At 72.9% G+C, this 23,966-nt stretch carries 19 protein-coding genes and 1 pseudogene; 11 read left to right on the plus strand and 9 right to left on the minus strand.

From position 1 onward, the window contains the following. Positions 1 to 62 precede the first annotated feature (62 nt). Together IE257_RS36360 and IE257_RS36365 are read left to right on the plus strand one after the other, a co-directional pair. Positions 63 to 1,196 (plus strand): Rv3169 family protein, encoded by a 1,134-nt coding sequence (locus IE257_RS36360; protein ID WP_189974144.1) that lies wholly within the window; start codon positions 63 to 65, stop codon positions 1,194 to 1,196. 33 nt (positions 1,197 to 1,229) lie between these two features. Further along, on the plus strand, positions 1,230 to 2,321 hold the full coding sequence (locus IE257_RS36365) for a phosphotransferase family protein (RefSeq protein WP_189974146.1): 1,092 nt from the start codon (positions 1,230 to 1,232) through the stop codon (positions 2,319 to 2,321). Positions 2,322 to 2,411: 90 nt separating this feature from the next. On the opposite strand, the gene IE257_RS36370 is transcribed toward IE257_RS36365, so the two are convergent. Continuing rightward, positions 2,412 to 2,888, minus strand: coding sequence for a hypothetical protein (locus tag IE257_RS36370; protein WP_189974148.1), 477 nt, complete (start codon positions 2,886 to 2,888; stop codon positions 2,412 to 2,414). 217 nt (positions 2,889 to 3,105) lie between these two features. Here IE257_RS36370 and IE257_RS36375 point away from each other — a divergent pair, with 217 nt between their 5' ends. From IE257_RS36375 to IE257_RS36395, 6 genes and pseudogenes are all read left to right on the plus strand, one after another. Next, positions 3,106 to 3,546 carry an Lrp/AsnC family transcriptional regulator gene (locus IE257_RS36375; protein WP_030663734.1) on the plus strand — a complete coding sequence of 147 codons (441 nt, stop codon included), beginning with the start codon at positions 3,106 to 3,108 and terminating at the stop codon, positions 3,544 to 3,546. A gap of 148 nt (positions 3,547 to 3,694) precedes the next feature. Continuing rightward, positions 3,695 to 5,323 carry an amidohydrolase gene (locus IE257_RS36380; protein WP_189974150.1) on the plus strand — a complete coding sequence of 543 codons (1,629 nt, stop codon included), beginning with the start codon at positions 3,695 to 3,697 and terminating at the stop codon, positions 5,321 to 5,323. A gap of 313 nt (positions 5,324 to 5,636) precedes the next feature. Beyond that, positions 5,637 to 6,422, plus strand: a complete 786-nt coding sequence (locus IE257_RS36385; protein ID WP_189974153.1) for a polyprenol monophosphomannose synthase — start codon at positions 5,637 to 5,639, stop codon at positions 6,420 to 6,422. Between the two features lie 123 nt (positions 6,423 to 6,545). Further along, positions 6,546 to 7,118, plus strand: coding sequence for an FxsA family membrane protein (fxsA, locus tag IE257_RS36390; RefSeq protein WP_189974155.1), 573 nt, complete (start codon positions 6,546 to 6,548; stop codon positions 7,116 to 7,118). A 641-nt stretch (positions 7,119 to 7,759) separates the two neighbouring features. Further along, positions 7,760 to 7,876 (plus strand): annotated as a pseudogene (locus IE257_RS38770) (CU044_2847 family protein); the annotation flags it as partial. A 5-nt stretch (positions 7,877 to 7,881) separates the two neighbouring features. Then, on the plus strand, positions 7,882 to 12,027 hold the full coding sequence (locus IE257_RS36395; RefSeq protein WP_189974157.1) for an nSTAND1 domain-containing NTPase: 4,146 nt from the start codon (positions 7,882 to 7,884) through the stop codon (positions 12,025 to 12,027). A 152-nt stretch (positions 12,028 to 12,179) separates the two neighbouring features. Here IE257_RS36395 and IE257_RS36400 read toward each other — a convergent pair whose 3' ends face one another. The 3 genes from IE257_RS36400 to IE257_RS36410 form a co-directional block, all read right to left on the minus strand. Further along, positions 12,180 to 12,554, minus strand: a complete 375-nt coding sequence (locus IE257_RS36400) for an RNA polymerase-binding protein RbpA (RefSeq protein ID WP_007262928.1) — start codon at positions 12,552 to 12,554, stop codon at positions 12,180 to 12,182. 313 nt (positions 12,555 to 12,867) lie between these two features. Then, positions 12,868 to 14,310, minus strand: coding sequence for an MFS transporter (locus tag IE257_RS36405; RefSeq protein ID WP_189974159.1), 1,443 nt, complete (start codon positions 14,308 to 14,310; stop codon positions 12,868 to 12,870). Between the two features lie 67 nt (positions 14,311 to 14,377). Then, on the minus strand, positions 14,378 to 15,148 hold the full coding sequence (locus IE257_RS36410) for a glycerophosphodiester phosphodiesterase family protein (RefSeq protein WP_189974162.1): 771 nt from the start codon (positions 15,146 to 15,148) through the stop codon (positions 14,378 to 14,380). Between the two features lie 238 nt (positions 15,149 to 15,386). On the opposite strand from IE257_RS36410, the gene IE257_RS36415 reads away from it, so the two are divergent. Beyond that, a complete protein-coding gene (locus tag IE257_RS36415; protein WP_189974164.1) occupies positions 15,387 to 16,889 on the plus strand; it encodes an SCO1417 family PLP biosynthesis transcription factor in 1,503 nt (500 codons plus the stop codon). Between the two features lie 66 nt (positions 16,890 to 16,955). Here the strand turns inward: IE257_RS36415 and IE257_RS36420 are convergent, their stop codons facing one another. Beyond that, the gene (locus IE257_RS36420) at positions 16,956 to 18,542 is read right to left on the minus strand and encodes an ATP-binding protein (RefSeq protein ID WP_189974166.1); all 1,587 of its coding nucleotides are present in this window, start codon (positions 18,540 to 18,542) and stop codon (positions 16,956 to 16,958) included. A 69-nt stretch (positions 18,543 to 18,611) separates the two neighbouring features. Next, the gene (locus tag IE257_RS36425; protein ID WP_030031218.1) at positions 18,612 to 18,806 is read right to left on the minus strand and encodes a hypothetical protein; all 195 of its coding nucleotides are present in this window, start codon (positions 18,804 to 18,806) and stop codon (positions 18,612 to 18,614) included. 328 nt (positions 18,807 to 19,134) lie between these two features. Here IE257_RS36425 and IE257_RS36430 point away from each other — a divergent pair, with 328 nt between their 5' ends. Both IE257_RS36430 and IE257_RS36435 read left to right on the plus strand, forming a co-directional pair. Further along, positions 19,135 to 19,557 (plus strand): ankyrin repeat domain-containing protein, encoded by a 423-nt coding sequence (locus IE257_RS36430; protein WP_189974169.1) that lies wholly within the window; start codon positions 19,135 to 19,137, stop codon positions 19,555 to 19,557. A 331-nt stretch (positions 19,558 to 19,888) separates the two neighbouring features. Then, positions 19,889 to 21,286, plus strand: a complete 1,398-nt coding sequence (locus IE257_RS36435) for a HEAT repeat domain-containing protein (RefSeq protein ID WP_189974171.1) — start codon at positions 19,889 to 19,891, stop codon at positions 21,284 to 21,286. 309 nt (positions 21,287 to 21,595) lie between these two features. Here IE257_RS36435 and IE257_RS36440 read toward each other — a convergent pair whose 3' ends face one another. Genes IE257_RS36440 through IE257_RS36450 form a run of 3 tightly spaced genes read right to left on the minus strand, consistent with a single transcriptional unit; the run spans position 21,596 to position 23,866 of the window. After that, on the minus strand, positions 21,596 to 22,462 hold the full coding sequence (locus IE257_RS36440; RefSeq protein ID WP_189974173.1) for a 5-oxoprolinase subunit C family protein: 867 nt from the start codon (positions 22,460 to 22,462) through the stop codon (positions 21,596 to 21,598). After that, entirely contained in the window at positions 22,455 to 23,075 is a 621-nt protein-coding gene (locus IE257_RS36445) for a 5-oxoprolinase subunit B family protein (protein WP_189974175.1), read from the minus strand. The genes IE257_RS36440 and IE257_RS36445 overlap by 8 nt, the downstream gene beginning before the upstream one ends. Further along, complete coding sequence (locus IE257_RS36450) at positions 23,072 to 23,866, minus strand: LamB/YcsF family protein (RefSeq protein ID WP_189974178.1); 795 nt, start codon at positions 23,864 to 23,866, stop codon at positions 23,072 to 23,074. The genes IE257_RS36445 and IE257_RS36450 overlap by 4 nt, the downstream gene beginning before the upstream one ends. Positions 23,867 to 23,966: the final 100 nt, after the last annotated feature.

Raw genomic sequence — 23,966 nt, forward strand, 5'->3', positions numbered from 1 at the left:
TTTCGCAGCTGCCCCGAAGTCGCCCCATCGCGCCCTGAAGCCGCCCGTCCAGGAGGTTCGCCATGTCCGCCGACCGGCCCGTCGCGCTCGACGAATACCCCATCCACCAGGCTCCCTTGTCGATGAAGCACGTCGTCAGCGGTGACCGGAACGCCTACGACCGCTGCATCTTCCACGTCTTCGACCACGCCGGCCGTGCCGTCCTGATACTCGGCCTCGGCGTCTACCCCAACGCCGGGGTCATCGACGCCTACGCCACCCTCCGCATCGGCGACGAGCTCCTCGCCGTCCGGGCCTCCGACGCCCTCACCGACGACCGGATGAGCCTCTCGGTGGGACCGCTGTCCATCACCGTCGACGTGCCGCTCAAGCAGCTCACGCTGCGCTGCGCTCCCGATCCGGCGGACCCGCACGGGCTTTCGTACGACATCACCTGGACCGCCGAGTTCCCTGCCGTCTGGGAGCCGCACCACGTCCAGCGGCGCGGTGACCGCCTCATGCTGGAAGGCCGCCGCTTCGTCCAGGCCGGCCGGGTCGCCGGCACGATCCGGGCCAAGGGCGAGGAGTACGTCCTCACGCCCGGGGAATGGACCGGTACCCGCGACCGGAGTTGGGGCGTGCGGCCGATTCCCGGGGAGGAGGGGGGCCGCGCGGCCGAGGAGTACCGGCCGGAGGGCTTCCACTGGCTGTGGATCCCGGTCCGCTTCGAGGACCGCTTCGTCATGGTCATCGCCCAGGAGGACGCCGACGGCCACCGCACCCTGAACGAAGCCGTGCAGGTCTTTCCCGAGGGCAGCGGGCGCCGCGACGGCCAACTCGGCTGGCCGCACACCGAGATCCGCTACCGGCCCGGCAGCCGGCACCCCGAGCGGGCCGTCGTCCACCTCACCGACCCCTCTCGCAAGCCCCTGGAGCTGGGCGTGGAGATCCTGAACTCCTCCCCGCTCGCCGTCGGCGCCGGCTACCCGCCCGCCGGTGACTGGCAGCACGGCACGTGGCAGGGCCGCGGCTGGAGCGACCGCCGCGTCTACGACCTCTCCGACCCCGCGGCCCACCCGGCGGCCGCCTTCGGGGTGACCGACCACTCGGCCCGATTCACCCTCGACGGGCAGATCGGGCACGGCATCTTCGAGCACGGCAGTTTCGGGCGCCACGACCCGAGCGGACTCGCCGACTACTCCTCCGTCGCCCAGTAGGTCCGGTACGACCAGCAGGAAAGGGGATCGACCATGGCCACCGCACCACGTCCGCGTACCTCGACCCGGGAGCCCGAGGAGCTCGGCCGCCGTCTCGCCGCCTGGCTGGACACCCGGCTCCCCGGCGCGAAGGTCACCAACGTCTCCGTCCCCGGGTCCAACGGGATGTCCAGCGAGACCCTGCTCTTCGACATGGAGCACCCCGACGCCCCGTTGCGCGCGTGCGCGCTGCGGCTCGCCGCCGACCCGGCCGCCTACACCGTCTTCCCGACCTACGACATGCCGCGCCAGCACCGCGTGATGAGTCTGGTCGCCCGGCACACGGACCTGCCCGTCCCGCGCGTGCAGTGGCTGGAGGAGGATCCGGGTCCGCTGGGGGCGCCGTTCTTCGTGATGGCCCGTGCGGAGGGGCGGGTGCCGCCCGATGTGATGCCGTACACCTATGAGGGCAACTGGCTGCACGCTGCCACCGATGTCGAGCGCGCCGCCCTGCAGGAGGCGAGCATCGGGCTGCTGGCCCGACTGCACGACCAGTTCCCGGCCGAGGAGGCCGAGTTCCTCCTCCCCGAGGGCGAGGGCACGCCCCTGCGCCGGCACGTGGACGCCCAACGCGCCTACTACTCCTGGGTGGTGGGCGGACTCGCCCCGTCGCCGCTCATCGAGCGGGCGTTCGCACGCCTGGAGGAGCTGTGGCCGCAGGACGAGGGCCCCGCCGTCCTCAACTGGGGCGACGCCCGCATCGGCAACGTCATCTACGACGGATTCACGCCGGTGGCCGTCCTGGACTGGGAGATGGCCGCCTACGCCCCGCGCGAGGTGGACCTCGGCTGGACGGTCTACCTGCACCGGTTCTTCCAGGACCTCACCGTCGGCTTCGGCCAGCCCGGCCTGCCCGACTTCCTGCGCCGCGAGGACCTGGAGCGCAGGTACGCCGAACTCACCGGGCACACCCCGCGGGACATGGAGTTCTACACCCTGTACGCGGCCCTGCGGCACGGGATCGTGATGCTCCGCATCGCCTACCGGCAGGCCCACTTCGGCGAGGTCGAGGTCCCGGCGGATCCCGACAGCCTGATCCTGCACCATGTCGGCCTGGCCGCCATGGTGCAGGGAACGTACTGGTAGGACGGGCGCGCGGCGCAGGGGTACCGGCGCGTGGGGGAGCAGGGGTGGTGGAAGGGGAGTCCGGCGGCCGTCAGGCCGACCGGGCCCGCCTCAGGCCGCCTGGGCGTGCTGCTGGCGGGTCTGCGTCTGCTGCGGCAGCACGGGGCTCACCACGCGGACCGGGCGCGAGCCCGGGCCGCCGACGTGCGAGAAGGGCTGCGTCCGCCAGTCCAGCCCCTGGGGCAGGGCCGACAGGACGACGGACTCGAGCTCCGGCGCCTCCACCGGCTGGATCATGCCCACGGTGGGCAGGGCGTCGCTCGCGGGCCGTCCGGTGCCCGCGCACACGGTGAGGCCGAAGGGGTTCCAGGGGGTCAGGCAGAGGGCGTGCTGGGGCAGGTACTCCTCGTCCGCGACGAGGGCGATCGACTGGCCGCAGTCGGGGCAGATCGCGTGGTGGATCTCGAACCCCTCGATCTCGTCGAGGTACTCGCCCTCCCCGCCGTCGTCCGGATAGGTGCCGTCCGCGGATTCGAGCAGTTCCAGGGGCTCCGGTTCGGTGCGACCGGCGCGCTTGGTATTCAGCATGGATGTACTCCCCCTTGGGTGGGCCGGGCGGGCAGGTTCTTCGGCCTCGGCCACAGCAACCAATTCCCGTCGAGCGTCACGAGTAACCACAACAGACAGGCCTCCACCTGCATACCCCTGTGGCCTTCGTCACATGCCTGCCGCAGATGCCTCCAGTGGGCGGACAGCACTGGGCCTGGAGCGCCCTTGGGCCGTAAGTTGAGCGGCTATGAGCGCAATGGAGGAGCTGGACCGCCAGATCGTTGATCTGCTCGTGCGGGACGGGCGGATGAGCTACACGGATCTGGGCAAGGCCACGGGACTGTCCACGTCGGCAGTCCATCAGCGAGTACGACGTCTGGAGCAGCGCGGAGTGATCCGCGGCTACGCGGCCGTGGTCGATCCGGAGGCCGTCGGCCTGCCGCTGACCGCGTTCATCTCGGTCAAGCCCTTCGACCCGAGCGCCCCGGACGACATCGCCGACCGGCTGTCCGGGGTCCCCGAGATCGAGGCCTGTCACAGCGTCGCGGGCGACGAGAACTACATCCTGAAGGTGCGCGTCGCCACCCCCCTGGAGCTGGAGGACCTCCTGGGCCGGCTGCGCGCGCTCGCCCACGTCGCGACGCGCACGACGGTCGTCCTCTCCACCCCCTACGAGGCCCGCCCGCCCCGCGTCTGATCCACCGCTGATCCACCGCTGATCCACCGCTGATCCACCTCCGGCCCGCGCCCGACCCGGCTCCGACCCGCGCCGCCCCGCTGCGACCCGCGTTCCGGCGGGGACCCGGTGGTCGGGCCGGGACGGGCGACGCGGGACACTGGTCGGCATGACTGACCGCACCGCCCACTCCGCCGATGCCGCCGGAGCACCGACCAGGACCGTCCTCCTCCGCGGGGGCGAGGTCCACAGCCCCGCCGACCCCTTCGCCACCGCGATGGTCGTCGAGCGCGGCCGGATCGCCTGGGTCGGTTCCGAGGGCGCGGCCGACGCCTTCGCGCAGGGCGTGGACGAGGTCGTCGACCTCGGCGGCGCGCTCGTCACGCCCGCCTTCACCGACGCCCACGTCCACACCACCTCCGCGGGCCTGGCCCTGACCGGCCTGGACCTCACCGGCGCGCGCTCCCTGTCCGCCGCGCTGGACCTCGTACGCGCGTACGCCGCGAGCCGTCCGGCCGACCGGGTGCTCCTCGGGCACGGCTGGGACGCCGCCCGCTGGCCCGAGCGCCGGGCCCCGTACCGCGCCGAGCTCGACGAGGCCACCGGCGGCCGCCCGCTCTACCTCAGCCGCGTCGACGTGCACTCGGCCGTGGTCACCACGGCCCTGCTCGCGCTCGTCCCGGGGGTACGGGCCGACGGCGATCGGCCGCTGACCGCCGACGACCACCACGCCGTACGGAGGGCAGCGCTGGCCGCCGTCACCCCCGCCCAGCGTGCCGAGGCCCAGCGGGCCGCCCTCGACCGCGCAGCCTCCCTGGGGATCGGCTCCGTCCACGAGTGCGGCGGGCCCGAGATCTCCTCGGCCGAGGACTTCACCGGCCTGCTCGCCCTGGCCGCCGAGCGGCCCGGACCGCGCGTGTTCGGGTACTGGGCCGATCGGGACCTCGAACTGGCCAGGGAGCTCGGGGCCGTCGGAGCCGCCGGCGACCTGTTCGTCGACGGCGCCCTCGGCTCGCACACCGCCTGCCTGCACGCCCCGTACGCCGACGCCGCGCACACCGGCACCGAATACCTCGACGTGCACGCCGTCACCGAGCACGTGGCCGCCTGCACCGAGGAGGGGCTCCAGGCCGGTTTCCACGCCATCGGCGACGCCGCGGTCACCGCCGTGGTGGAGGGGGTCCGGGCGGCCGCCGAGAAGGTCGGCCTGGCCCGCGTCCGCGCCGCCCGGCACCGGGTGGAGCACGCCGAGATGATGACCCCCGCCACCATCGCCGCCTTCGCGGAGCTGGGGCTCACCGCCTCCGTGCAGCCCGCCTTCGACGCGGCCTGGGGCGGCGAGGACGGCATGTACGCCGACCGGCTCGGCGCCGAGCGCGCCCGTACCCTCAATCCGTACGCGGCCATGCTCAAGGCCGGTGTCCCGCTGGCCTTCGGTTCGGACGCCCCGGTCACTCCGCTCGACCCGTGGGGCACCGTCCGCGCGGCTGCCTTCCACCGGACCCCCGAGCACCGGATCTCCGTACGGGCGGCCTTCACCGCCCACACGCGGGGCGGCTGGCGGGCGCTGGGCCGCGACGACGCGGGCGTCCTCGTCCCCGGCGCACCCGCCGACTACGCGGTCTGGCAGACGGGCGACCTGATCGTCCAGGCCCCCGACGACCGCGTCGCGCGCTGGTCCACCGACCCCCGCTCGGGCACGCCCGGACTGCCCGACCTGACCCCCGGTTCCGAACTGCCGGTGTGCCTCGCCACCGTCGTCGGCGGGCGGGAGGTATTCGTACGCCCACAGGGGTGATCCGGCGGGCCTCGGTTCGGTACGGGCCGTCGGACCCGGATAGGTTCGGCCGGGTCCACCAAGGACGTCCGTGCCGGACGACTCCGTCTGTGCAGCGCGCCCGCGCCTCGGGGGCGAGGGAAGGTTTCGCCGGGCGGCGGGTGGCCCCGGATCGGGGTCCGGCGGTCCAGTAGACAACGGTCACGGCGGCCCGCAGCCAGCGGGAGTCTGGCCGGCCCGAAGGACCGCGGGCCCCGATCCCTGTTCTCCCTGTTCTAAAGTCATCCTCTGCGACCAGACGTACAGGACGTGCAAGAGCACAAAAGGGGACTCAGTGAGCGACGGCGGACAGCGGACCTACGGGCCGCTCGGTACGGCCTTGGTGATCATTCCGACCTACAACGAGGCGGAGAACATCGGGCTGATCGTCGGGCGCGTCCGCGCGGCGGTGCCCGAGGCCCACATCCTGGTCGCGGACGACAACAGCCCCGACGGCACCGGCAAGCTCGCCGACGAGCTCGCGATCGGCGACGACCACGTCCACGTGCTGCACCGCAAGGGCAAGGAAGGGCTCGGCGCCGCCTACCTGGCGGGCTTCGTCTGGGGCCTGGAGGCCGGCTACGGCGTGATCGTCGAGATGGACGCCGACGGTTCCCACCAGCCCGAGGAGCTACCCCGGCTGCTCACCGCGCTGGCCGGCGCCGACCTGGTGCTGGGCTCCCGCTGGGTGCCGGGCGGCCGCGTCGTGAACTGGCCCAAGAGCCGTGAGTTCCTCTCGCGCGGCGGTTCGACCTACTCGCGGCTGATGCTGGACGTGCCGATCCGGGACGTGACGGGCGGCTACCGCGCCTTCCGCCGCGAGACCCTGGAGGGCCTGGGCCTGGACGAGGTGGCCTCCGCGGGCTACTGCTTCCAGGTCGACCTGGCCCGCAGGGCCGTGCAGAAGGGTTTCCGCGTGGTGGAGGTGCCCATCACCTTCGTCGAGCGCGAGTTCGGCGACAGCAAGATGAGCAAGGACATCGTGGTGGAGGCCCTGTGGCGGGTCACCCAGTGGGGCCTCAAGGCCCAGGCGTCGAAGCTGCTGGGCAAGGCGACCGGCAGGCCGGAGGGCAAGTCGTAGGCAGGTCGTAGGGCAGGTCGGAGAGCAGGCCCTGATCCGGCCCGGTCGTCGGACACCCCCTAGGGGGTGTCCGGTACCTCCGGCTGAGGTCGCTTTTACGCGGCCCCAGGCACACTGGATGGTATGACGACCGGCATTTCCACGGCCCCCCGGCGGCGCTCACCCGCCCGTACCTTTCTCCCCCTGGCCATCGCCGCCTGGCTGATCCTTGAGATCTGGCTGCTCACCGTGGTCGCGGACGTGGCCGGCGGGCTCGCCGTGGCCGCGCTGCTCGCGGGCGGCATCGTCCTGGGTGCGGTGGTCATCAAGCGGGCGGGGCGGCGTGCCTTCAAGAACCTGGCGGGCACCTTCCAGCAGGCCCAGCAGGGGCAGCAGCCCACGCCGCAGCAGCCCGGCCGGGGCAATGGCCTCACCATGCTGGCGGGCCTGCTGCTGATGATGCCGGGCCTGATCTCCGACGCGGCGGGCCTGGTCCTGCTGCTGCCGCCCGTCCGGGCCTGGATCGGCCGAAGGGCCGCCCGCTCGCTGGAGCGGAAGATGGCCTCGGCCCCGGCCGGCAGCTTCGGTGACGCCTTCCAGCAGGCCCGGATCCACTACCCCGACGGCAAGATCGTCCAGGGCGAGGTCGTCCGCGAGGACCGGCCGGGGCAGCAGGACGGCCCGGACACGGCGTACCGCCCGCCGCTGGCCCCGTAGAGCCCCTGTTCTCGAACAGCTACGGCCAACGGACATGTAGCGCTGTGTGACCGCTGTGGTCGTCGTTTCCCCTCGCCGGGCGCCCTCGTTGAGCCGAACGAGCGACTCGGCTCGGGTTCGCGCTGCTGCTGAAGTCCTTCGAGGTGGAGGCTCGGTTCCCGGAGTCGGTCGAGGAGGTGCCCGCCGCCGCGGTACGTGGCCCACCAGGTCTACGTGCCGGCGGAGGCGGGGCGGACCACGACCGGCAGAGCCAGGCGATCCAGCGCCGCCGTGGTCGGCCGAGCCGATCCGTGCGTCTTCGTACCCGCCGCTCGCGCCCTCGTACGGTCGTTCTCCGCCGCCCACCCGCCGAGGTCAGGAGGGGGCTCTCATATGGACCGCCCGGGGGTGCGGCACAGGTCCCCGCGGTGAAGCCTGGTGGCGTCCCTGTGGCGTCCCTGTGGCGAGCCGGATCGAGAGGCGGGCGAGACGTGGCGACACCGGTCACGCGGATTCCGCTGGACGGCGGTGACTTCATCCTGTCGAGGAACCGGGCGCCGTGTGGCAGGAGGGGCCGGTGAAGGCCGGCCGCGTCGGCGATGCCGTGCGCGAATTGCCGGTGACGCCGGAAGCCGCGCCGGCGCCGGTCACGAGCCGTCGCACGCCCCGCCCTCGACCAGCTGCGCAAGGCGGGCCCCGGCCGGATCGCCGTCGAGTTCGGCACCGACCTCGCGTTCGAGGCCGGGGCCGTGATCACCAAGAGCAACACGGGGAGCTGATCCGGATGACCGGCACAGGGCAGGACATCAGCGGGGGCACCTCCTCGGATGTGGCCGCGGCGGTCGCCCAGATCCTCGCCCCGGACGGGACGGTGGCCGGGGCGGGGTTCCTGGTCGCCGAGACCGTCGTGGTCACGTGTGCGCACGTCGTCGAGGCGGCCGGGAGCGGCCCGGGTGGCGCGGTCCTGCTGGCCTTCCCGCGCATCGAAGGCGCGGAACGCGTGCAGGGGCAGGTGCCGGCCGAGCTGTGGCGCGGAGCCGAGCGCGAGGACGTGGCGTTCATCCGGCTCGCCGCCACGCCGGCCGGCGCACGGCCGCTCCCGCTCGGCTCCGCGGACGGGTGCCGGGGGCACGAGGTGCGCTCGTACGGGTTCCCCGCGCAGGCACCACCGGAAGGGCACTACGGATCCGGCGTCGCCAGCGATGTGCTCCCGGCCACGGCCGGCCGGAGCGCCCTCCTGCAGCTGACCGACGCCAACGACCTGACGACCGGGTTCAGCGGCGGGCCCGTACTGGACGAGGTGACCGGCCTGGTCGCCGGCATGCTGACCGGGATCACCGCGCCCGACCGGTTGGAACGGGGCCAGAACATCGCGTACGTCACGCCGGCGCAGGTACTGCGGGAGGTGCTGCCGGAGCTGGTGGAGCAGGCGGTGTGCCCGTACCGGGACCTGGAGCCGTTCAAGGAGGAGCATGCCCGATGGTTCCAGGGCCGGGAGGACGCGGTCCGGCAGGTCGTGACCAACCTGGCCCGCCAGCAGCGGCTGACGCTGCTGCTCGGCCCGTCGGGATCGGGCAAGTCATCGCTGATGCAGGCAGGGGTACTGCGTGCGCTGGCAGCGGGAGAGGTCCCGGGCGGTGACCGCTGGCTGACCGTGCTCGCGCGGCCGCGGCAGGATCTGGCAGCGGAGATCGAACGGGCAGGGCTGCCCGGGGCACGCACCGACGGGATCGGTGCGGCCGTCTCCCAAAGGCTCGCGGCCGAACCGGGCCACCAGCGCATCCTGCTGGTCATCGACCAGTTCGAGGAGCTCTTCACCCATGCGGCCGACGGCCACGGGACGGCCGACGGCGGACGGATCAACCCCTCCGCCGTCGCGGACCAGATCGTCGCGGCGGTCGACTCGCACACCGGACTCAGCGTGATCCTGGTCATGCGCGACGACTTCTATCCCCAGCTGGCCGCTCTCGCCCCCGGTCTGCTGGCAGCGGCGACGCCGGGACTCCTCAACGTTCCGGGCACCTTGAGCGACCGGGACCTGCACGACATCATCACCCTCCCCGCCGGGGACGTGGGCCTTCGGTTCCAGCCCGGGCTGTCGGACCGGATCGTCTCCGACGTCCTCGCGGTCACCCCCGAGGAAGCGTCCACCCGACAGGCACCCGCGACCGTGCTTCCCCTGCTGGAGCTGACCCTCAGCCAACTGTGGCGCCAGCGGAAGGACGGATACCTCACCCACGAGGCCTACCGTCGGATCGGTGCGGTCAGCGGCAGCCTGACGACCTGGTGCGACAGCGCCCTCGACGAGCTGTCGCCCGAACAACGGCCCGTCGCCCGTCGAATCCTGACCTCACTGGTGCACCCCGCCGACCCCAGCCGCCGTATCCCGGCCGTCCGCGCCCAGGTCCCCTTGAGCGAACTGCGCGAGCTGGCAGTGGAACCCGACGAGACACCCGGCACCGACGTCGACAGCGTCATCGCCGCGCTCACGCGCCACCGGATCATCACCACCCAGACACTGCGCGACTCGCGAAACGCAGATGCACTTCCGGGCGAACCGGTGGCCGAACTGATCCATGACGCGCTCATCCGGGACTGGGGCACGCTGCGCGAATGGGCGAGGCAGGACCGCCGCTTCCATGAATGGCTCGACGCCACGAGGGAACGGCAGGCCCGCTGGGCGGAGAAGGCCGACCAAGGCGATCTGCTCGGCGGCACGGCACTGGCGGAAGGTCTCGAACTGTCGCAGAAACGCCGCCTCCCCAGCGGCATCGCGGCCTTCCTCACCGCCAGCCGAGACCGCCAACGGGCCGTCATCCGGCGCAGCCGACGGCTCAACACGATCCTGGCCGCGTTGCTCGCTCTCGCCCTCATCGCGGGGATCGGCGTCCTCTGGCAGTGGCGGTCCTCGGTCAGCACACGTGAGGCAGCCCAGTCCCGTCAGCTCGCGGCCGAATCCAACGCCCTCATCACCTCGAACCCCGAACTGGCCTCGCTCCTGGCCATCCAGGCGTACCGCACCAGCCACACGCCCGAAGCGCACGAAAGCCTGAACAACGCCGCGGCTCTGCCGCTGCACCGGCGTCTGTCGGGCCATAGCAGTGACGTATACCCGGTGGCGTTCAGCCCGGACGGACACACCCTCGCGAGCGGAAGCGCAGACGGCACCGCACAGCTGTGGGACACGGCTACCGGGAAGGCGGGCATCACATTCGACCACGGTTCCGTGGCCGTGGTCTCACTGGCGTTCAGCCCCGACGGCAGCATCCTCGCCACCGGCAGCAACGAAGGGCCGGTGCGGCTGTGGAACGTGGCCACCGGCAAGCCCCTCGCCACGCTGACCGGGCATACCAGCCAGGTGAAGGCCGTGGCGTTCAGCCCCGATGGGAAGACGCTCGCCACCGGCAGCAACGATACGACCGTGCGGCTGTGGGACGTGGACACCCGAAAGTCCCGCGCCACCCTGCGTGAGCACACCGACATCGTGCACGCGGTGTCGTTCAGCCCCGACGGCCGCACGCTTGCCACCGGAGGCGGCACGACCGTGCGGCTCTCGGACGTCGACACCGGAGCGGCCCTCAGGACGCTGTTCGAGTCGGAAGGCGAAGTGGGCTCGGTGCTGTTCAGTCCCGACGGCCGCACCCTCGTCACCGAAAACGGCGACGGGTCGGTGGGGCTGTGGGACGTGGACACCTGGAAAGCGCGCACCACGCTGTACGGGGATGGCAACCCCATCCACTCCATGGCGTACAGCCCTGACGGAACCATGCTCGTCATCGGAAGTGTCGACCACAGCGTGAAGATCTGGGACGTGGCCACCGGAGCGGTCCGCGCCACCCTCCTCGGGCACACCAACGTGGTGGAATCGGTGGCGTTCAGCCCCGACGGACGCACCGTCGCTTCCGGCAGCCTCGACCACAGCGTGCGATTGTGGGATGTGGCAGACCGCACCGTCCTGACGGGGCACACCGGCTCGGTGCTGGCAGTGGCGTTCCGTCCCCACAGCAGCCTCCTGGCCACCGGCGATGCCCTGGGGGCGGTCAAGTTGTGGGACGCGGCGTCCGGCAAGCCACACGGCACCCTCAACCACGGCGGCGCGGTACTTTCGGCGGCCTTCACTCCCGATGGAAGCACCCTCGCCACCGGTCGCTGGGACAGCGAGGTACAGCTGTGGGACGTGGCCGGGGGCAAGGTCCGCAGCACCATCACCGTCCCCGCGGACAAGGTGAACGCGGTGGCGTTCGGCCCTGACGGCAAGACCCTGGCGACCGGCGCGGACGACGGAGCGACAGCGCTGTGGAACGTGAAGACCGGAAAGGTCCAGACGGTCATGGGCGAGCACACCGCCTTCGTGGGTTCTCTGGCGTTCAGCCCCGACGGCAGCCTCCTCGCCACCGGAAGCGGCGACCGTACGGCGCGCGTGTGGGACGTGGCCACCGGCGAAACCCGCACCACCCTCACCGGTCACACCGACCGGGTGACATCAGTGGCCTTCAGTCCGGACGGACGGACAGTCGCCACCGGCAGCTTCGACCGCACCGTGCGGCTGTGGGACGCGGCGACGGGCAAGACGCGCAGCACGCTGATCGGCCACACCAACGACGTCAATGCGGTGGCGTTCAGCCCCGACGGCCGCACCATCGCCAGCGGAAGCACGGACGGCACCGTGCGGCTGTGGGACGTCGAGTCCGCCAAGACCCTCACCACACCGCTCGGGCACTCCGACAGCGTGGCGTCGTTGGCGTTCAGCCCCGACGGCCGTACCGTCGCCTCCGGCAGCTACGACAAGACGGCACGGTTGTGGAAAGTCGCGCTCCCCGCGCCCGCCGCATCCGTCAAGAAGATCTGCCAGTCGGTCAACCGCGACCTCACCCCCGAAGAACGGACGGCGTACCTGCGGGGCCAATCGGTCAGCCCCGTGTGCCCCTGAGCCGCGGGGTGCGGGGACCGGCTGCTGCCCCCCCGCACCCCCGCCCGGGCGGGCTCGGCAGCGGAACAAAGCCGCCGGAGGCCGCAGAAAGCCGAGGGGCCCCGCCACACACTGTGTGGCGGGGCCCCTCGGTTTGTGTATCCGTCCGGCTGTCAGGCGGACTTGCGGCTGTCCCGCGGATGCACGGCAATGTTCATGGCGCCGGAACGCAGGACTGCAAGCCTTTCGGCCAGCACTTCCTCCAGCTCCTCGCGGGTGCGTCGCTCCATGAGCATGTCCCAGTGCGTTCGCGCAGGCTTGCCCTTCTTCTCTTCGGGCCCATCCCCGTCCACCAGGAGTGCCATGGCGCCGCACGCCTTGCACTCCCACTCCGGCGGAATTTCTGCCTCAACCGAGAACGGCATCTCAAATCGATGTCCGTTCTGGCATGCGTACTCCACCGCCTGGCGCGGGGCCAGATCGATGCCGCGGTCCGTCTCGTAGCTGGTAACCACGAGGCGCGTACCGCGGAGAGCTCGCTCACTCATGAATCGTGCCTCCCGGGCTTGTCGCCCACAGGACAGGTGTCGCTGTCGTCGTCATCCGGTCAACGTCCGGTCGGCGGTATAGATTCCCGCTCCGGGTCGTGCGTCGCCCGTCGTGCCGCCCCTTGTTGTACCCACCAGTGCCCGTTTTGTCACATCTGGCAGCAGATGTCACCCAACGTCCACGCATCTTGAGCGCGCAGTAACGGTCCGCCTGGCAGGCCAAAGGCGTACACTACCGGCCCTTTGCTTGAACGTCTAAATTCGTTCGGAATTCGTTCGTGGATCCGGGCGGTGCGCACTCGCGGACCCGCGTTCAGATCCGCTCCGGTACAGGATTGCCTGCCGCCTCCACCGCGCGCCGCACCGGCACTCGCGCCAGGAGTACGAATCCCAGTGCGAAGAAGACCACCAGCGAGATGATCGCGTCCCGGTAGCTCCCCGTGAGCTGGTACGTCAGGCCGAACACCAGCGGCCCCACCCAGCTCAGACCGCGGTCGCTCATCTCGTACGCCGAGAAGTACTCGGCCTCCTTGCCCGCCGGAACCAGGTGCGAGAACAGCGAGCGCGACAGCGCCTGGCTGCCCCCCAGCACCAGTCCGATCATCGCCGCGAGCGCGAAGAACCACACCGGGGTCCGGGCCGGCAGGAAGTACCCCATCGCCAGCGTCACCGCCCAGGCCGCCAGCGAGCCCAGGATCGTCCGTTTGGCTCCGTAGACGCGGGCGAGGCGGCCCATGCCCAGCGCGCCGGCCACGGCCAGGACCTGCACCAGCAGCACCGCCCCGATCAGGGTGGACTGCTCCAGCTCCAGCTCCTCCGAGCCGTAGATGGAGGCCTGGGAGATCACCGTCTGCACGCCGTCGTTGTAGATCAGGTACGCCAGCAGGAACGACAGGGTCAGCGGGTAGCGCCGCATGTCCTTCAGGGTGGCGACGAGCTGCTTCCAGCCGCTGACGGCCGGAGCCGCCCCCGGCTCCCGGACCACGGCCCGGTCGCGCAGCCGGCGCAGCGGGATCAAGGCGAAGGCCCCCCACCACAGGCCCGCGGAGGCCAGGCAGATCCGTACCGCCTCGCCCTCCGTGAGGCCGAAGGAGTCGTGACCCTGGAAGAGGACCAGGTTCACCACCAGCATCACGGAGCCCGCGGTGTAGCCGAAGGCCCAGCCCCGCGAGGAGACGGTGTCCCGCTCGTCGGGGGTGGAGATCTGCGGCAGGTAGGCGTTGTAGAGCACCATCGAGACGGACAGCGAGGCGTTGGCCACGACCAGCAGCAGGCCGCCCAGGAGGTAGCGCTCACCGCCCAGGAAGAACATTCCGCCGGTCGCCACGGCGCCCGTGTACGCAGCCGCCGCCAGCAGCGGCTTCTTGCGCCCGGTGCGGTCGGCGACGGCGCCCACCAGCGGCATCAGCAGGACGGCCAGGATCACCGAGGCCGAGACCGAGTAGGCGAAGAAGGAGCCGGCCCGCACCGGGATGCCCAGCGGGTGCACGAAACCCTCGGAGTCCGCGGCGGCCTTGGCCACCGCGGTCAGGTAGGGGCCGAGGAAGACGGTCAGCACGCTCGCCGAGTAGACGGAGACGGCGAAGTCGTAGAAGTACCAGCCCCGCTGCTCGCGCTTGCGCTCGGCCGTTGCGGTCGCCGCAGCGGTCGCGGCCCCGGTTGCCGGCGGCGGCTTCGCCGTCGCGGCGGCCGCCGTTCTGCCGTCCTCCGACCCGGGTTCCGCTTCCTCGCTCCTGCTGCTTTCTTCCGCACTCATGCGGTGTCCCCCTCGCTGGTCCCGTACCGCAGCGGCCGCCTGGTCCGCGCGAGGGACGAAGGGCGAGTCAGGCCCAGGCCCCGCGTCGGTCCAGCACCGTGCGCAAGATGTCGATCCGGTCGGTCATGATGCCATCGACACCCAGGTCGAGGAGAGCCTCCATACGTTCCGGTTCGTTCACGGTCCAGACGTGCACCTGGAGTCCCCGCTCGTGCGCGGTGCGTACGAAGCGGCGGTCGACCACGCGGATGCCGGCCTGGGTCTCCGGAACCTGCGCCGCCACCGCGCCCACGCGCAGCGCCGCGGGAATGGCGTACGAGCGCAGCCGCAGACCGAGCACCCCGCGCACACCGTAGGAAGTCGCCAGCCGCGGGCCGGCGATCTTCTGGGCGCGGGCCACCCGGCTCTCCGAGAACGAGCCCACGCAGACCCGGTCCCAGATCCCGGCCCGGGCGATCAGGTTGACCAGTGGGTGGAGCGCCGACTCGGCCTTGACGTCGATGTTCCAGCGGGCGTCCGGGAACTCCTCCAGCAGCTCCTCGAAGAGCGGCAGCGGCTCGGAGCCCGCCACCTTGGCCTCGCGGACCTGCTTCCAGGACAGCTCGGCGATCCGGCCCCGCCCGTCGGTGACCCGGTCCAGGGTGGCGTCGTGGAAGGCGACCAGTTTCCCGTCGACCGTGGCGTGCACATCGGTCTCGAAGTACCGATAGCCCGCCTCGGCGGCCCGGCGGAAGGCGGCGGCGGTGTTCTCCAGACCGTCCGCGGCGCCTCCCCGGTGTGCGAAGGGGATCGGAGCCGGGTGGTCCAGATACGGATGGCGAAGGCGTACGTGCGTCACGGCGGCAGTATGCCTCTTGTTACCGGTGGGACGGGTGCGGCCGCGTGGCTGCGTCATGAACGCCGTGGCTCCCCGGCCGTGCGGCCCGCGCCGCCGGGCCCGCGCCGCCGGGCCCGCGGGCACCCCCACCCTGGTCGGGGTGGCCCCCGGCGTGACAGGCTGTGGGCGCCGAAGCAATCCAATACCGGCGCCGCTCGCGGTCGGGCGAGGCCAATTCGACGAAGGTGGACCGGACAGCATGGCCGAATGGACCTCAGCGGTCGGTGCCGCACAGCTCGCCCGCCTCATCACCTCCCAGCAGGAGCGGCCCAGCGCTCCCGGCGCGCGGAAGCTGCCCGCCTACCGGACCCTGGCCGACGGCATCCGGCTCCTCGTCCTCGAAGGCCGCGTCCCGGTCGCCGCCCGGCTGCCCGCCGAGCGCGAGCTGGCCGTCTCCCTCTCGCTCAGCCGCACCACCGTCGCCGCCGCGTACGAGGCCCTGCGCGGCGAGGGGTTCCTGGAGTCCCGCCGCGGCGCCGGCAGCTGGACCTCCGTCCCGGCCGGGAATCCGTTGCCCGCCCGTGGTCTGGAGCCGCTGCCGCCCGAGTCCCTCGGTTCGATGATCGACCTCGGCTGCGCCGCGCTCCCGGCCCCCGAACCCTGGCTCACCAAGGCCGTCCAGGGCGCCCTGGAGGAGCTGCCGCCGTACGCGCACACCCACGGGGACTACCCGGCGGGCCTGCCCGCACTGCGCCGGATGCTCGCCGACCGCTACACGGAGCAGGGCATCCCCACGATGCCCGAGCAGATCATGGTCACCACCGGCGCGATGGGAGCCATCGACGCGATCTGCAGCCTCTTCGCCGGGCGCGGGGAGCGGATCGCCGTCGAGTCCCCCTCCTACGCCAACATCCTGCAGCTCATGCGCGCCGCGGGGGTCCGTCTCGTCCCCGTCGCCATGGCCGACGGCCTCAGCGGCTGGGACATGGACGTCTGGCGGCAGGTGCTGCGCGATTCGGCGCCGCGCCTGGCCTACGTGGTGGCCGACTTCCACAACCCGACCGGGGCCCTGGCCTCCGAGGACCAGCGCCGCGCGATGGTGGAGGCCGCCCGGTCGGCCGGCACCGTTCTGGTGGCCGACGAGACCATGCTGGAGCTCCAGCTGGACCCGGACCTGGAGATGCCCCGTCCGGTGTGCTCCTTCGACCCGGCCGGCAGCACCGTCGTCACCGTCGGCTCCGCCAGCAAGGCCTTCTGGGCGGGCATGCGGATCGGCTGGGTCCGCGCCGCCCCCGACGTCATCCGGAGCCTGGTCGCCGCCCGCGCCTACGCCGATCTGGGCACTCCGGTGCTCGAACAGCTCGCGGTGAACTGGCTGATGCGGACCGGGGGCTGGCAGGAGGCCGTCGGGATCCGCCGCCGGCAGGCGCGGGAGAACCGCGACGCGCTGGTCGCGGCGGTGCGCCGGGAACTGCCCGACTGGGAGTTCGAGGTCCCGCGGGGCGGGCTGACGCTATGGGCCCGCGCGGGCGGCCTCTCCGGATCCCGGCTGGCCGAGGTGGGGGAGCGGGTCGGCGTACGGGTCCCCTCGGGGCCGCGGTTCGGCGTGGACGGCGCCTTCGAGGGATACGTCCGGCTGCCGTTCACCGTGGGCGGGCCGGTGGCCGAGGAGGCCGCCTCCCGCCTGGCGGCGGCGGCCCGGCTGGTCGGCACGGGAGCGGGCGGCAGCGGGGCGGAGCCGCCCCGCACCTTCGTGGCGTAGCGGAGGGAGCGGGTACGGGGCCGGCTGCCGTCCGGAGCGCACGGACGCCGCCGAGCCCCGCCAAGGCTACGGCGTCTCGGCCGGCACCTCGGGCATTTCCGAGGCATCCCTCGCCGAACCCTGGGCGGGCGGCTGCACCGGCTTCACGAGCCGGTCCGGCAACAGCTCCAGCACGGCCTGGCGGTACGCCGGCTGGGTGCCCTCGTCGTACGGGTCCGGGGTGGCGGGCACCTGCAGGCGGTGCACGGGCCCGGTGCCGAGCCGGGCGTACCCGCGGCCCGGCGGCACCTGGGCCGTCGGGGTGGTGTGCGGCGGCAGTCCCAGCACGTCCGCGATCTGCTGGACGGCGGCGGGCCCGAGGACGGCGCGGGCGCGGGTGTGCTGCCAGACGGAGTCGTTGAGCAGCTCCAGGTGCCCGAACTGCTCGGCGACCACCACCGTCACATGAGCGGGCCGTCCGTGCCGCAGCGGTACCTGCAACTGGGCCAGCGGATCCGGGCCGCCCTCGGAGACGGCGAGGTGGGCCAGCACGGTCGGCTGGTCCAGCAGGATCCACAGGGGCCGCCGGGTGTTCTCGGGCGCCGGCCGGCCGACCTCACGGGCCCGGTGGGTGGCGATCAGCCGCCGCTCGGTCTCCTGCGCGGCCCATTCCAGCGTGGCCTGCGCCCCGGTCGGCCCGCACTCCACGGCGAGGACGCCGCTGCGGCCGGCCAGGCACGTGTACTCGCCGCTGCCCCCGCCGTCGACGATCAGTACATCGCCCCCGTGGCGCAGGGCCTGCAGGGCGACGGAGCGCAGCAGGGTGGAGGTGCCGCTGCCGGGCTGGCCGACGGCCAGCAGGTGGGGCTCGGTGGAGCGGGGCCCGGTGCGCCAGATCACCGGCGGCACGTCGCGGGGCTCGTCGCCCTCCAGGACGGGCAGGGTGCGCTGCACGCTGCCGGCGTCGGTGAAGCCCAGTACGGTCTCGCCGGGCGAGGTGACGAACGGCTGGGCGGCGATGCCCGTCGGCAGCGCCGCCAGCACCTTCAGGTCGAGCTGGTTGCCCTCCTCGTCCCAGTCGAAGAGATACTCCCGTCCGCGCCCGGACTTGGCGTGCAGCAGTGCCTCGATCCGGGCCCGTGAGGTGGCCTCGCCGTCGGTGAAGTAGGCCGGGTAGCGGATGTGGAGCCGGGTGATGCGGCCCGCCTCGTCGAACTCGTAGCCGCTGAAGGCCTTGTCCCAGTCCCCGCCGTGGGCGAAGAGCGGGCTCGGGTCCTCCGGGATGGAGAAGTACGGCACGAGGGCTTCGTAGAGGGAGCCGAGCCGTTCGGTCTCGGCACCGCTGGGTCCGGTCTTCGCCGGATTGCGGTCGCGTCCGTGCCAGGCCGCCGCCGCCATGAGGGTGATCATGGCGAGGAGCGGGCCGTAGGGGACGAGCGCGACCACAAGGACGCAGGCGGCCCCCAGGAACAGCGCGGGACCACGCTTGTCCTTGGGGGTCTCGGACCACCGGCGCCGCCCGGCCGCGGCCAGGATGCGCAGGCCGCGTCCGATGACGAGGAGCGGATGGAGGACGTCCGTGGCACTGTCGGCGGCCGTGCGAGCGAGGTCGCGGCCCCGGGCCAGCGACACGGTGCCGCTGCTGAGGATGCGGGGAAGTGGGCGCCGGGCCACGGGCGTCTCCTGGAGTTGTGGGTGTGACGGTGATTCGGGTGTCGCTGGCGTCGCCGCGTGATGGCCGGGCTAGAGCTTGATCCCGCCGAGCAGGCTGGCGAGGCTCGCGGTGCTCGCCGTGATGCTCGGGGCGATGGCGGAGCCGGCGAGGAAGAAGCCGAAGAGCGAGCAGACGAACGCGTGCGTCAGCTTCATCCCGTCCTTCTTGAAGAAGAGGAAGCAGATGATGCCGAGCAGGACCACGCCTGAGATGGACAGAACCATGAGGTTTTCTCCTGGTGGGTGGGGACAGTCACCATCAGTTCTTCCAGGCTCACAGGAAGTATCAATGCGACAAAAGGTGCATACGGGTGAATCCAGGGGTTTTTCACTTGACCGGCTCAGCCCGGCTGGCGGGCCCGGCCCGGGGTGGGTCGAGGCTGATCATTGCCTCGGCCCGACCCGGACATGTGCAGGCCAGGGCGCTACTCTGGCGATTCACCCGTACGGACGCAGTGCCGTGCACCCCCCTGCCCGCCCGGCCCGGCCGGTTCCTCGCTGCCGCGACGGGCGGGTGGACCATGTCAGCAACGAGTGAAAGGCGGTACGAACCATGAGCGAGCACGCCGCGGAGGGATCCCGCTCCCAGGGTGTCCCCGACGAGGACGTCATCGAGCTGGCCACCAAGATCTTCGACCTCGCCCGCCAGGGTGAGACCGAGACCCTCGCCGCCTATCTGGACGCCGGCGTTCCGGCGAACCTCACCAACGACCGCGGCGACACCCTGGTGATGCTCGCCGCCTACCACGGCCACGCCGATGCCGTGTCGGCCCTGCTGGCCCGCGGCGCCGAGGCCGACCGTGCCAACGACCGGGGCCAGACCCCGCTCGCCGGCGCGGTCTTCAAGGGCGAGGAGGCCGTCATCCGGGCCCTGCTCGCCGGAGGGGCCGACCCGAACGCCGGAACGCCCTCCGCCGTGGACACGGCGCGCATGTTCGCCAAGGCCGACCTGCTGGAACTTTTCGGAGCCAAGTAGTCCGGTTTTGCCTGGGATCTGGCCCGGCCCGGGCGCAGCCCGACCTCACAGGTTGGTCACGGCAGCCATAAATGTGGTCGCGGCGCACAAACCGGCTGGGTCATCATGGCGTCGGATTCGATTCGCGAGCACGGGGGACGGGCAGAAGCGGGCGAGACACGAAGGGTGTGCCGGCCGGCCCGGCCTCCATGGTCACGAAGCACCGACGAGAGTGAGAAGGCAATGGTCTACATCGAGCGGAACATGACGGCGGACGTCCTCACATGCTGTTACGCGGCCCTGTGAATCCCGATTCCCGGTTGCGTCCCCAGCTTGATTTGAGGCCATTCCCATGTTCGAACCAGTCATAGCGCCGAGCGGTACCCTGCTCGGGCTCCTCCAGCGGGGCCGCGGCGACGGCACGCTGCACGCACTCGCGGCACCCAGGGCGGAGGCCCTCGAGGCCCTCAACCACTGCGTGCTCCGCGACCCGCGCCAGGACTGGCAGGTCGAGAACCGCTCCTTGTACTACGCCCGGCTCTACCTGGACCTCGCCGGTCCGCTGGGTGAGATCGAGGCCCACCTCTTCAGCGCCGACGACCTCGTCGACGAGGAGGACCACCGCACGGGCCTCGCCCTGTCCGTCCTGGGCCACCTGGCCTCGTACGGCCGCGACGACGCGCTCATGCTGCTGCGCCGGTACGCCGCCTCCGGGGCGAACTGGGCCTGGGCGCTCGACGAGCTGGCCCTGCGCGACGACGACGAAGGCCTGCGGTCCCTGGCCGCGGCCGTCCTCGCCCGCTTCCCCGCCACGGCGGAGGGCGAGGCGCGGCTGGCCGCCGCCGTCCGCGATGCCTACGAGCCCCGCCCGTGGTGCCTGTGGGAGGAGACCCCCCAGTACGGGGAGCGCCTGCGCGCCGCCCGTCAGCAGGGCTCCTTCGACCGCTGGCAGCGGCAGATGAGCCCGAGCGGGCCCCGGCCCGGCTGGGGCGTCCAGGCCGTCTTCGACTGGGCCGCCGACGGCCTGCGCCGCGGAACCCCGCTGCACGTCCCCGCAGCCCGCTGCCTGGCCGCCGTGGCCCAGCCCGAGGACCGCTCCGCGATCCTCGCGGCCGCCGCCGGCGCCGACGGCGAGGCCGCCCGGGCCACCGCCCTGCACCACCTGGTCCTCGCCGAACCGGACAACCCGGCCGTACTGGACCTCATCGAAGCCGCCGCCGACGAGCCCGCCGTGGCCGCCTACGAGCGCATGTGCGGCCCCGAGGCCGTCGAACGGGCCCGACGCTGGGTCCACCGCCCCGACGCCCTCGGAGAGGCCGCCGCGGCCATCCTCGCCGCGCGCGGCGGAACCGAGGACGCCGTCCTGGTCCTGGGCGCGCTGCGCTCCACGGTCCGTGGCGCGGGCCCGGACACCCGGCGCCTGTTCGCCCTGGTGGACGGAGCCGGCCGGCTCGCCATCGGCTGCGCGGCCCCCGTGCTGCGCCACATCTACCGCGAGACGGCCTCCTCCCACCTGCGCGGCCGGGCCGCCCGGGCCCTGGCCAGCACCGACCCGACCTTCGCGGCGGGCTTCGCCGTCGAATGCCTCTGGGACTGCGAGGAGACCACCCGCGAGGTGGCCGCCCGCCACGCCGAAACGGCCGACGCCCGCGTGGCACCCCGACTGCGCCGCCTGGCCACCGACCCGGCCGAGGAGGAGGACGTCCAGTCGGCCGTCCGCAGCCGCATCACCCCGGAATCGGCCGTGTAGCGCCCCCGGAAAGCCGAACCCCCGCGCCCGGGCCCCGCGACGACGGAGCCCGGGCGCGCCGCGTTCCCGCCCGAGGGCACCGGTCCGCCACGGCCCCCGTGGCGGGGGCCGTGGCGGAGGCCCGTTCTGCCGGGTCCGGCGCGCTTCGGTCAGTGCACCGGCGGAGGAGCGTCCAGGGAGAAGCCGACCTGCGGCCCCCGCCACCCGCCGCCCGGGTGGGTGCACTCCGACCGGGGCTTCCTCTCCGTCACCGCGACGCTCACCCCCTGTGCCCGGAGGTTCCTCACCAGCTCGGGCAGTTCACCGGTTTCATCGGGCCCGCACGAACCGGACCGGAGTACCCGGCCGGGCCTGCGCGGCCGAGTCCAGGGCCGGGCCCGGCGGGACCACGCCCACCACCGGGTAGCCGCCGGTCACCGGATGGTCGGCCAGGAACACCACCGGCAGGCCGTCAGGGGGCACCTGGACCGCGCCCAGCACCATGCCCTCGCTCGGCAGCTCCCCGGCCCGGGCGCGGACCAGCGCAGGACCGCCCTCCGTGCGCAGCCCGATCCGGTTGGAACGCGGCGACACCCGCAACGCCGAGCGCCACAGGCCGGCGAGGGACGCCCCGGTGAACCAGTCCGCCCGCGGCCCGAGCCGGAGCGGGAGCAGCAGTTCCGACGGCGCCGCGGGCAGCCCGTACGCGTCCGCCCCGGGCACCGGGTCCGGTCCCGCGGGGCCCACGGGCAGCAGCATCCCGGCCGACAGGGCCGGCGGCCCGAGGCCCGCCAGCAGGTCCGTGGAGCGACTGCCCAGGACCGGCGCGACGATCAGGCCTCCCCGGACCGCGACGTAGCCGCGCAGTCCCGACTCCGCCCGCCCGACCTCCAGCTCCGCCCCGGCCGGCACCCGGACCGGCGCTCCCCAGGCCACCGGGCGCCCGGAGATCCGTACCGGACAGGGCGCGCCCGTGACCGCCACGACCGTCGCAGCCGGGGCGCGCAGCGACACCCCGTCCAGGGTCGTCTCCAGCGCCGCCGCGTCGGGCGGGTTGCCGACCAGCCGGTTCGCCAGCGCGTACGCCGCCGTGTCCAGCGCTCCCGACCGGGGGACCCCGAGGTGCGCGTAGCCGGGGCGGCCCCGGTCCTGGACCGTGGTCAGCGCCCCCGGCCGTACCACCAGCAGCTCAGTCACGGCCGCCCTCCGTGAACCGCACCCGGACCCCCGGCGCGAACAGCGCCGCCGGTTCCCGATCCGCGTCCCAGAGCACCGCGTCGGTGGAACCGATCAGCTGCCAGCCGCCGGGGGAGGAGCGCGGGTACACCCCGGCGTACTCGCCCGCCAGTGCCAGCGAGCCCGCCGGGACGGCCGTGCGCGGAGTGTCCCGGCGGGGCACGTGGAGGCGCTCCGGCAGCCCCGTCAGATAGCCGAAGCCGGGAGCGAACCCGCAGAACGCCACCCGGAACTCGGTGGCGCCGACGATTCCCGGCACCTCCCCGGGGGCCACCCCCCACAGCCGGGCCACCTCCGCCAGGTCCGGCCCGTCGTAGCGCACCGCAACGGTGACCAGCGGGCCCTCCTCGCGGGTGAGCGGCGGTACCTCCCAGCGCGCGATCAGGACCCCGAGCGCGGCCGGATCCCGTACGCCGTCCAGCAGTACGGTCCGTGCCGCGGGCACCAGGTCCCGTACGGGGCCCAGCGCGCCCGCGTCCCGGCGGCGCAGCAGCTCGGCGTGGAGCGCGGCGACCTCGTCGGCCGAGTCCAGCTCGATCAGCAGGGCCTCGCCGCCCACCACCAGGGTCCTCACGCGAAGGCCTCCACCCGGATCCCGGCCGCGCCCAGTGCCTCCCGGACCCGGCGGGCCAGCCCGGCCGCCCCGGGGGTGTCCCCGTGCAGGCACAGCGAGCGCGCGGCCACGCGCACCGGGGACCCGTCGGCGGCCGTTGCCGCCCCCTCGGCGGCCATTCGGACGGCCCGCGCCACGACCGCGTCCGGGTCGTGCAGCACGGCGCCCGGCTCGCCGCGCGGCACCAGCGTCCCGGCGGGCGTGTACGCACGGTCGGCGAAGGCCTCCGGTACGGGCGCCAGCCCGGCCTCCTCGGCGGCGGCGAGCAGCAGCGACCCCGGCAGTCCGAGCACGGGCAGACCCCCGGTGGCACCGGAGCCCGCCGCCAGCCGGACGCCCGCGACCACGGCGGCGGCCTGGCCGGCGTCGTGCACCGTGCGGTTGTAGAGCGCACCGTGCGGTTTCACGTACGACACCCGGGAACCGGCCGCCCGGGCGAACACCTCCAGCGCCCCGATCTGGTAGGCCACCTCGTCGGCGAGTTCGCCCGGCGGCACGTCCATCGAGCGCCGCCCGAAGCCGGCCAGGTCGCGGTAGGACACCTGCGCGCCGATCCGCACCCCGCGCTCCGCGGCAAGCTCGCAGACGCGGCGCATGATCGACGGGTCCCCGGCATGGAAGCCGCACGCCACATTGGCACTCGTCACCACGGAGAGCAGAGCCTCGTCGTCGGTGAGCGTCCAGCGTCCGAAGCCTTCGCCGAGGTCGGCGTTGAGGTCGATCACGGGAGCGGATGCGATCATGGAAGCCATGCGCCGAGCGTAGAGCAGGCAGCCGGACCGGACGCCGGGGACGATCCGGCCGAACCATGCCGTTTGGGATGTTGTCAGCAACAGGACCTAGTCTTTGTCC

This window comes from Streptomyces avidinii, from assembly GCF_014650695.1.
GTDB lineage: Bacteria > Actinomycetota > Actinomycetes > Streptomycetales > Streptomycetaceae > Streptomyces > Streptomyces avidinii.

Excerpts from the sequence above, each read along its gene's own strand:
- IE257_RS36380 (WP_189974150.1), top strand. The coding sequence starts at position 3,695 with ATGACTGACCGCACCGCCCACTCCGCCGATGCCGCCGGAGCACCGACC.
- IE257_RS36395 (WP_189974157.1), top strand. The coding sequence starts at position 7,882 with ATGACCGGCACAGGGCAGGACATCAGCGGGGGCACCTCCTCGGATGTG.
- IE257_RS36370 (WP_189974148.1), bottom strand. The coding sequence starts at position 2,888 with ATGCTGAATACCAAGCGCGCCGGTCGCACCGAACCGGAGCCCCTGGAA.
- IE257_RS36415 (WP_189974164.1), top strand. The coding sequence starts at position 15,387 with ATGGCCGAATGGACCTCAGCGGTCGGTGCCGCACAGCTCGCCCGCCTC.
- IE257_RS36425 (WP_030031218.1), bottom strand. The coding sequence starts at position 18,806 with ATGGTTCTGTCCATCTCAGGCGTGGTCCTGCTCGGCATCATCTGCTTC.
- IE257_RS36430 (WP_189974169.1), top strand. The coding sequence starts at position 19,135 with ATGAGCGAGCACGCCGCGGAGGGATCCCGCTCCCAGGGTGTCCCCGAC.
- IE257_RS36435 (WP_189974171.1), top strand. The coding sequence starts at position 19,889 with ATGTTCGAACCAGTCATAGCGCCGAGCGGTACCCTGCTCGGGCTCCTC.
- IE257_RS36360 (WP_189974144.1), top strand. The coding sequence starts at position 63 with ATGTCCGCCGACCGGCCCGTCGCGCTCGACGAATACCCCATCCACCAG.
- IE257_RS36450 (WP_189974178.1), bottom strand. The coding sequence starts at position 23,866 with ATGGCTTCCATGATCGCATCCGCTCCCGTGATCGACCTCAACGCCGAC.
- IE257_RS36365 (WP_189974146.1), top strand. The coding sequence starts at position 1,230 with ATGGCCACCGCACCACGTCCGCGTACCTCGACCCGGGAGCCCGAGGAG.
- IE257_RS36375 (WP_030663734.1), top strand. The coding sequence starts at position 3,106 with ATGGAGGAGCTGGACCGCCAGATCGTTGATCTGCTCGTGCGGGACGGG.
- IE257_RS36400 (WP_007262928.1), bottom strand. The coding sequence starts at position 12,554 with ATGAGTGAGCGAGCTCTCCGCGGTACGCGCCTCGTGGTTACCAGCTAC.
- fxsA (WP_189974155.1), top strand. The coding sequence starts at position 6,546 with ATGACGACCGGCATTTCCACGGCCCCCCGGCGGCGCTCACCCGCCCGT.
- IE257_RS36405 (WP_189974159.1), bottom strand. The coding sequence starts at position 14,310 with ATGAGTGCGGAAGAAAGCAGCAGGAGCGAGGAAGCGGAACCCGGGTCG.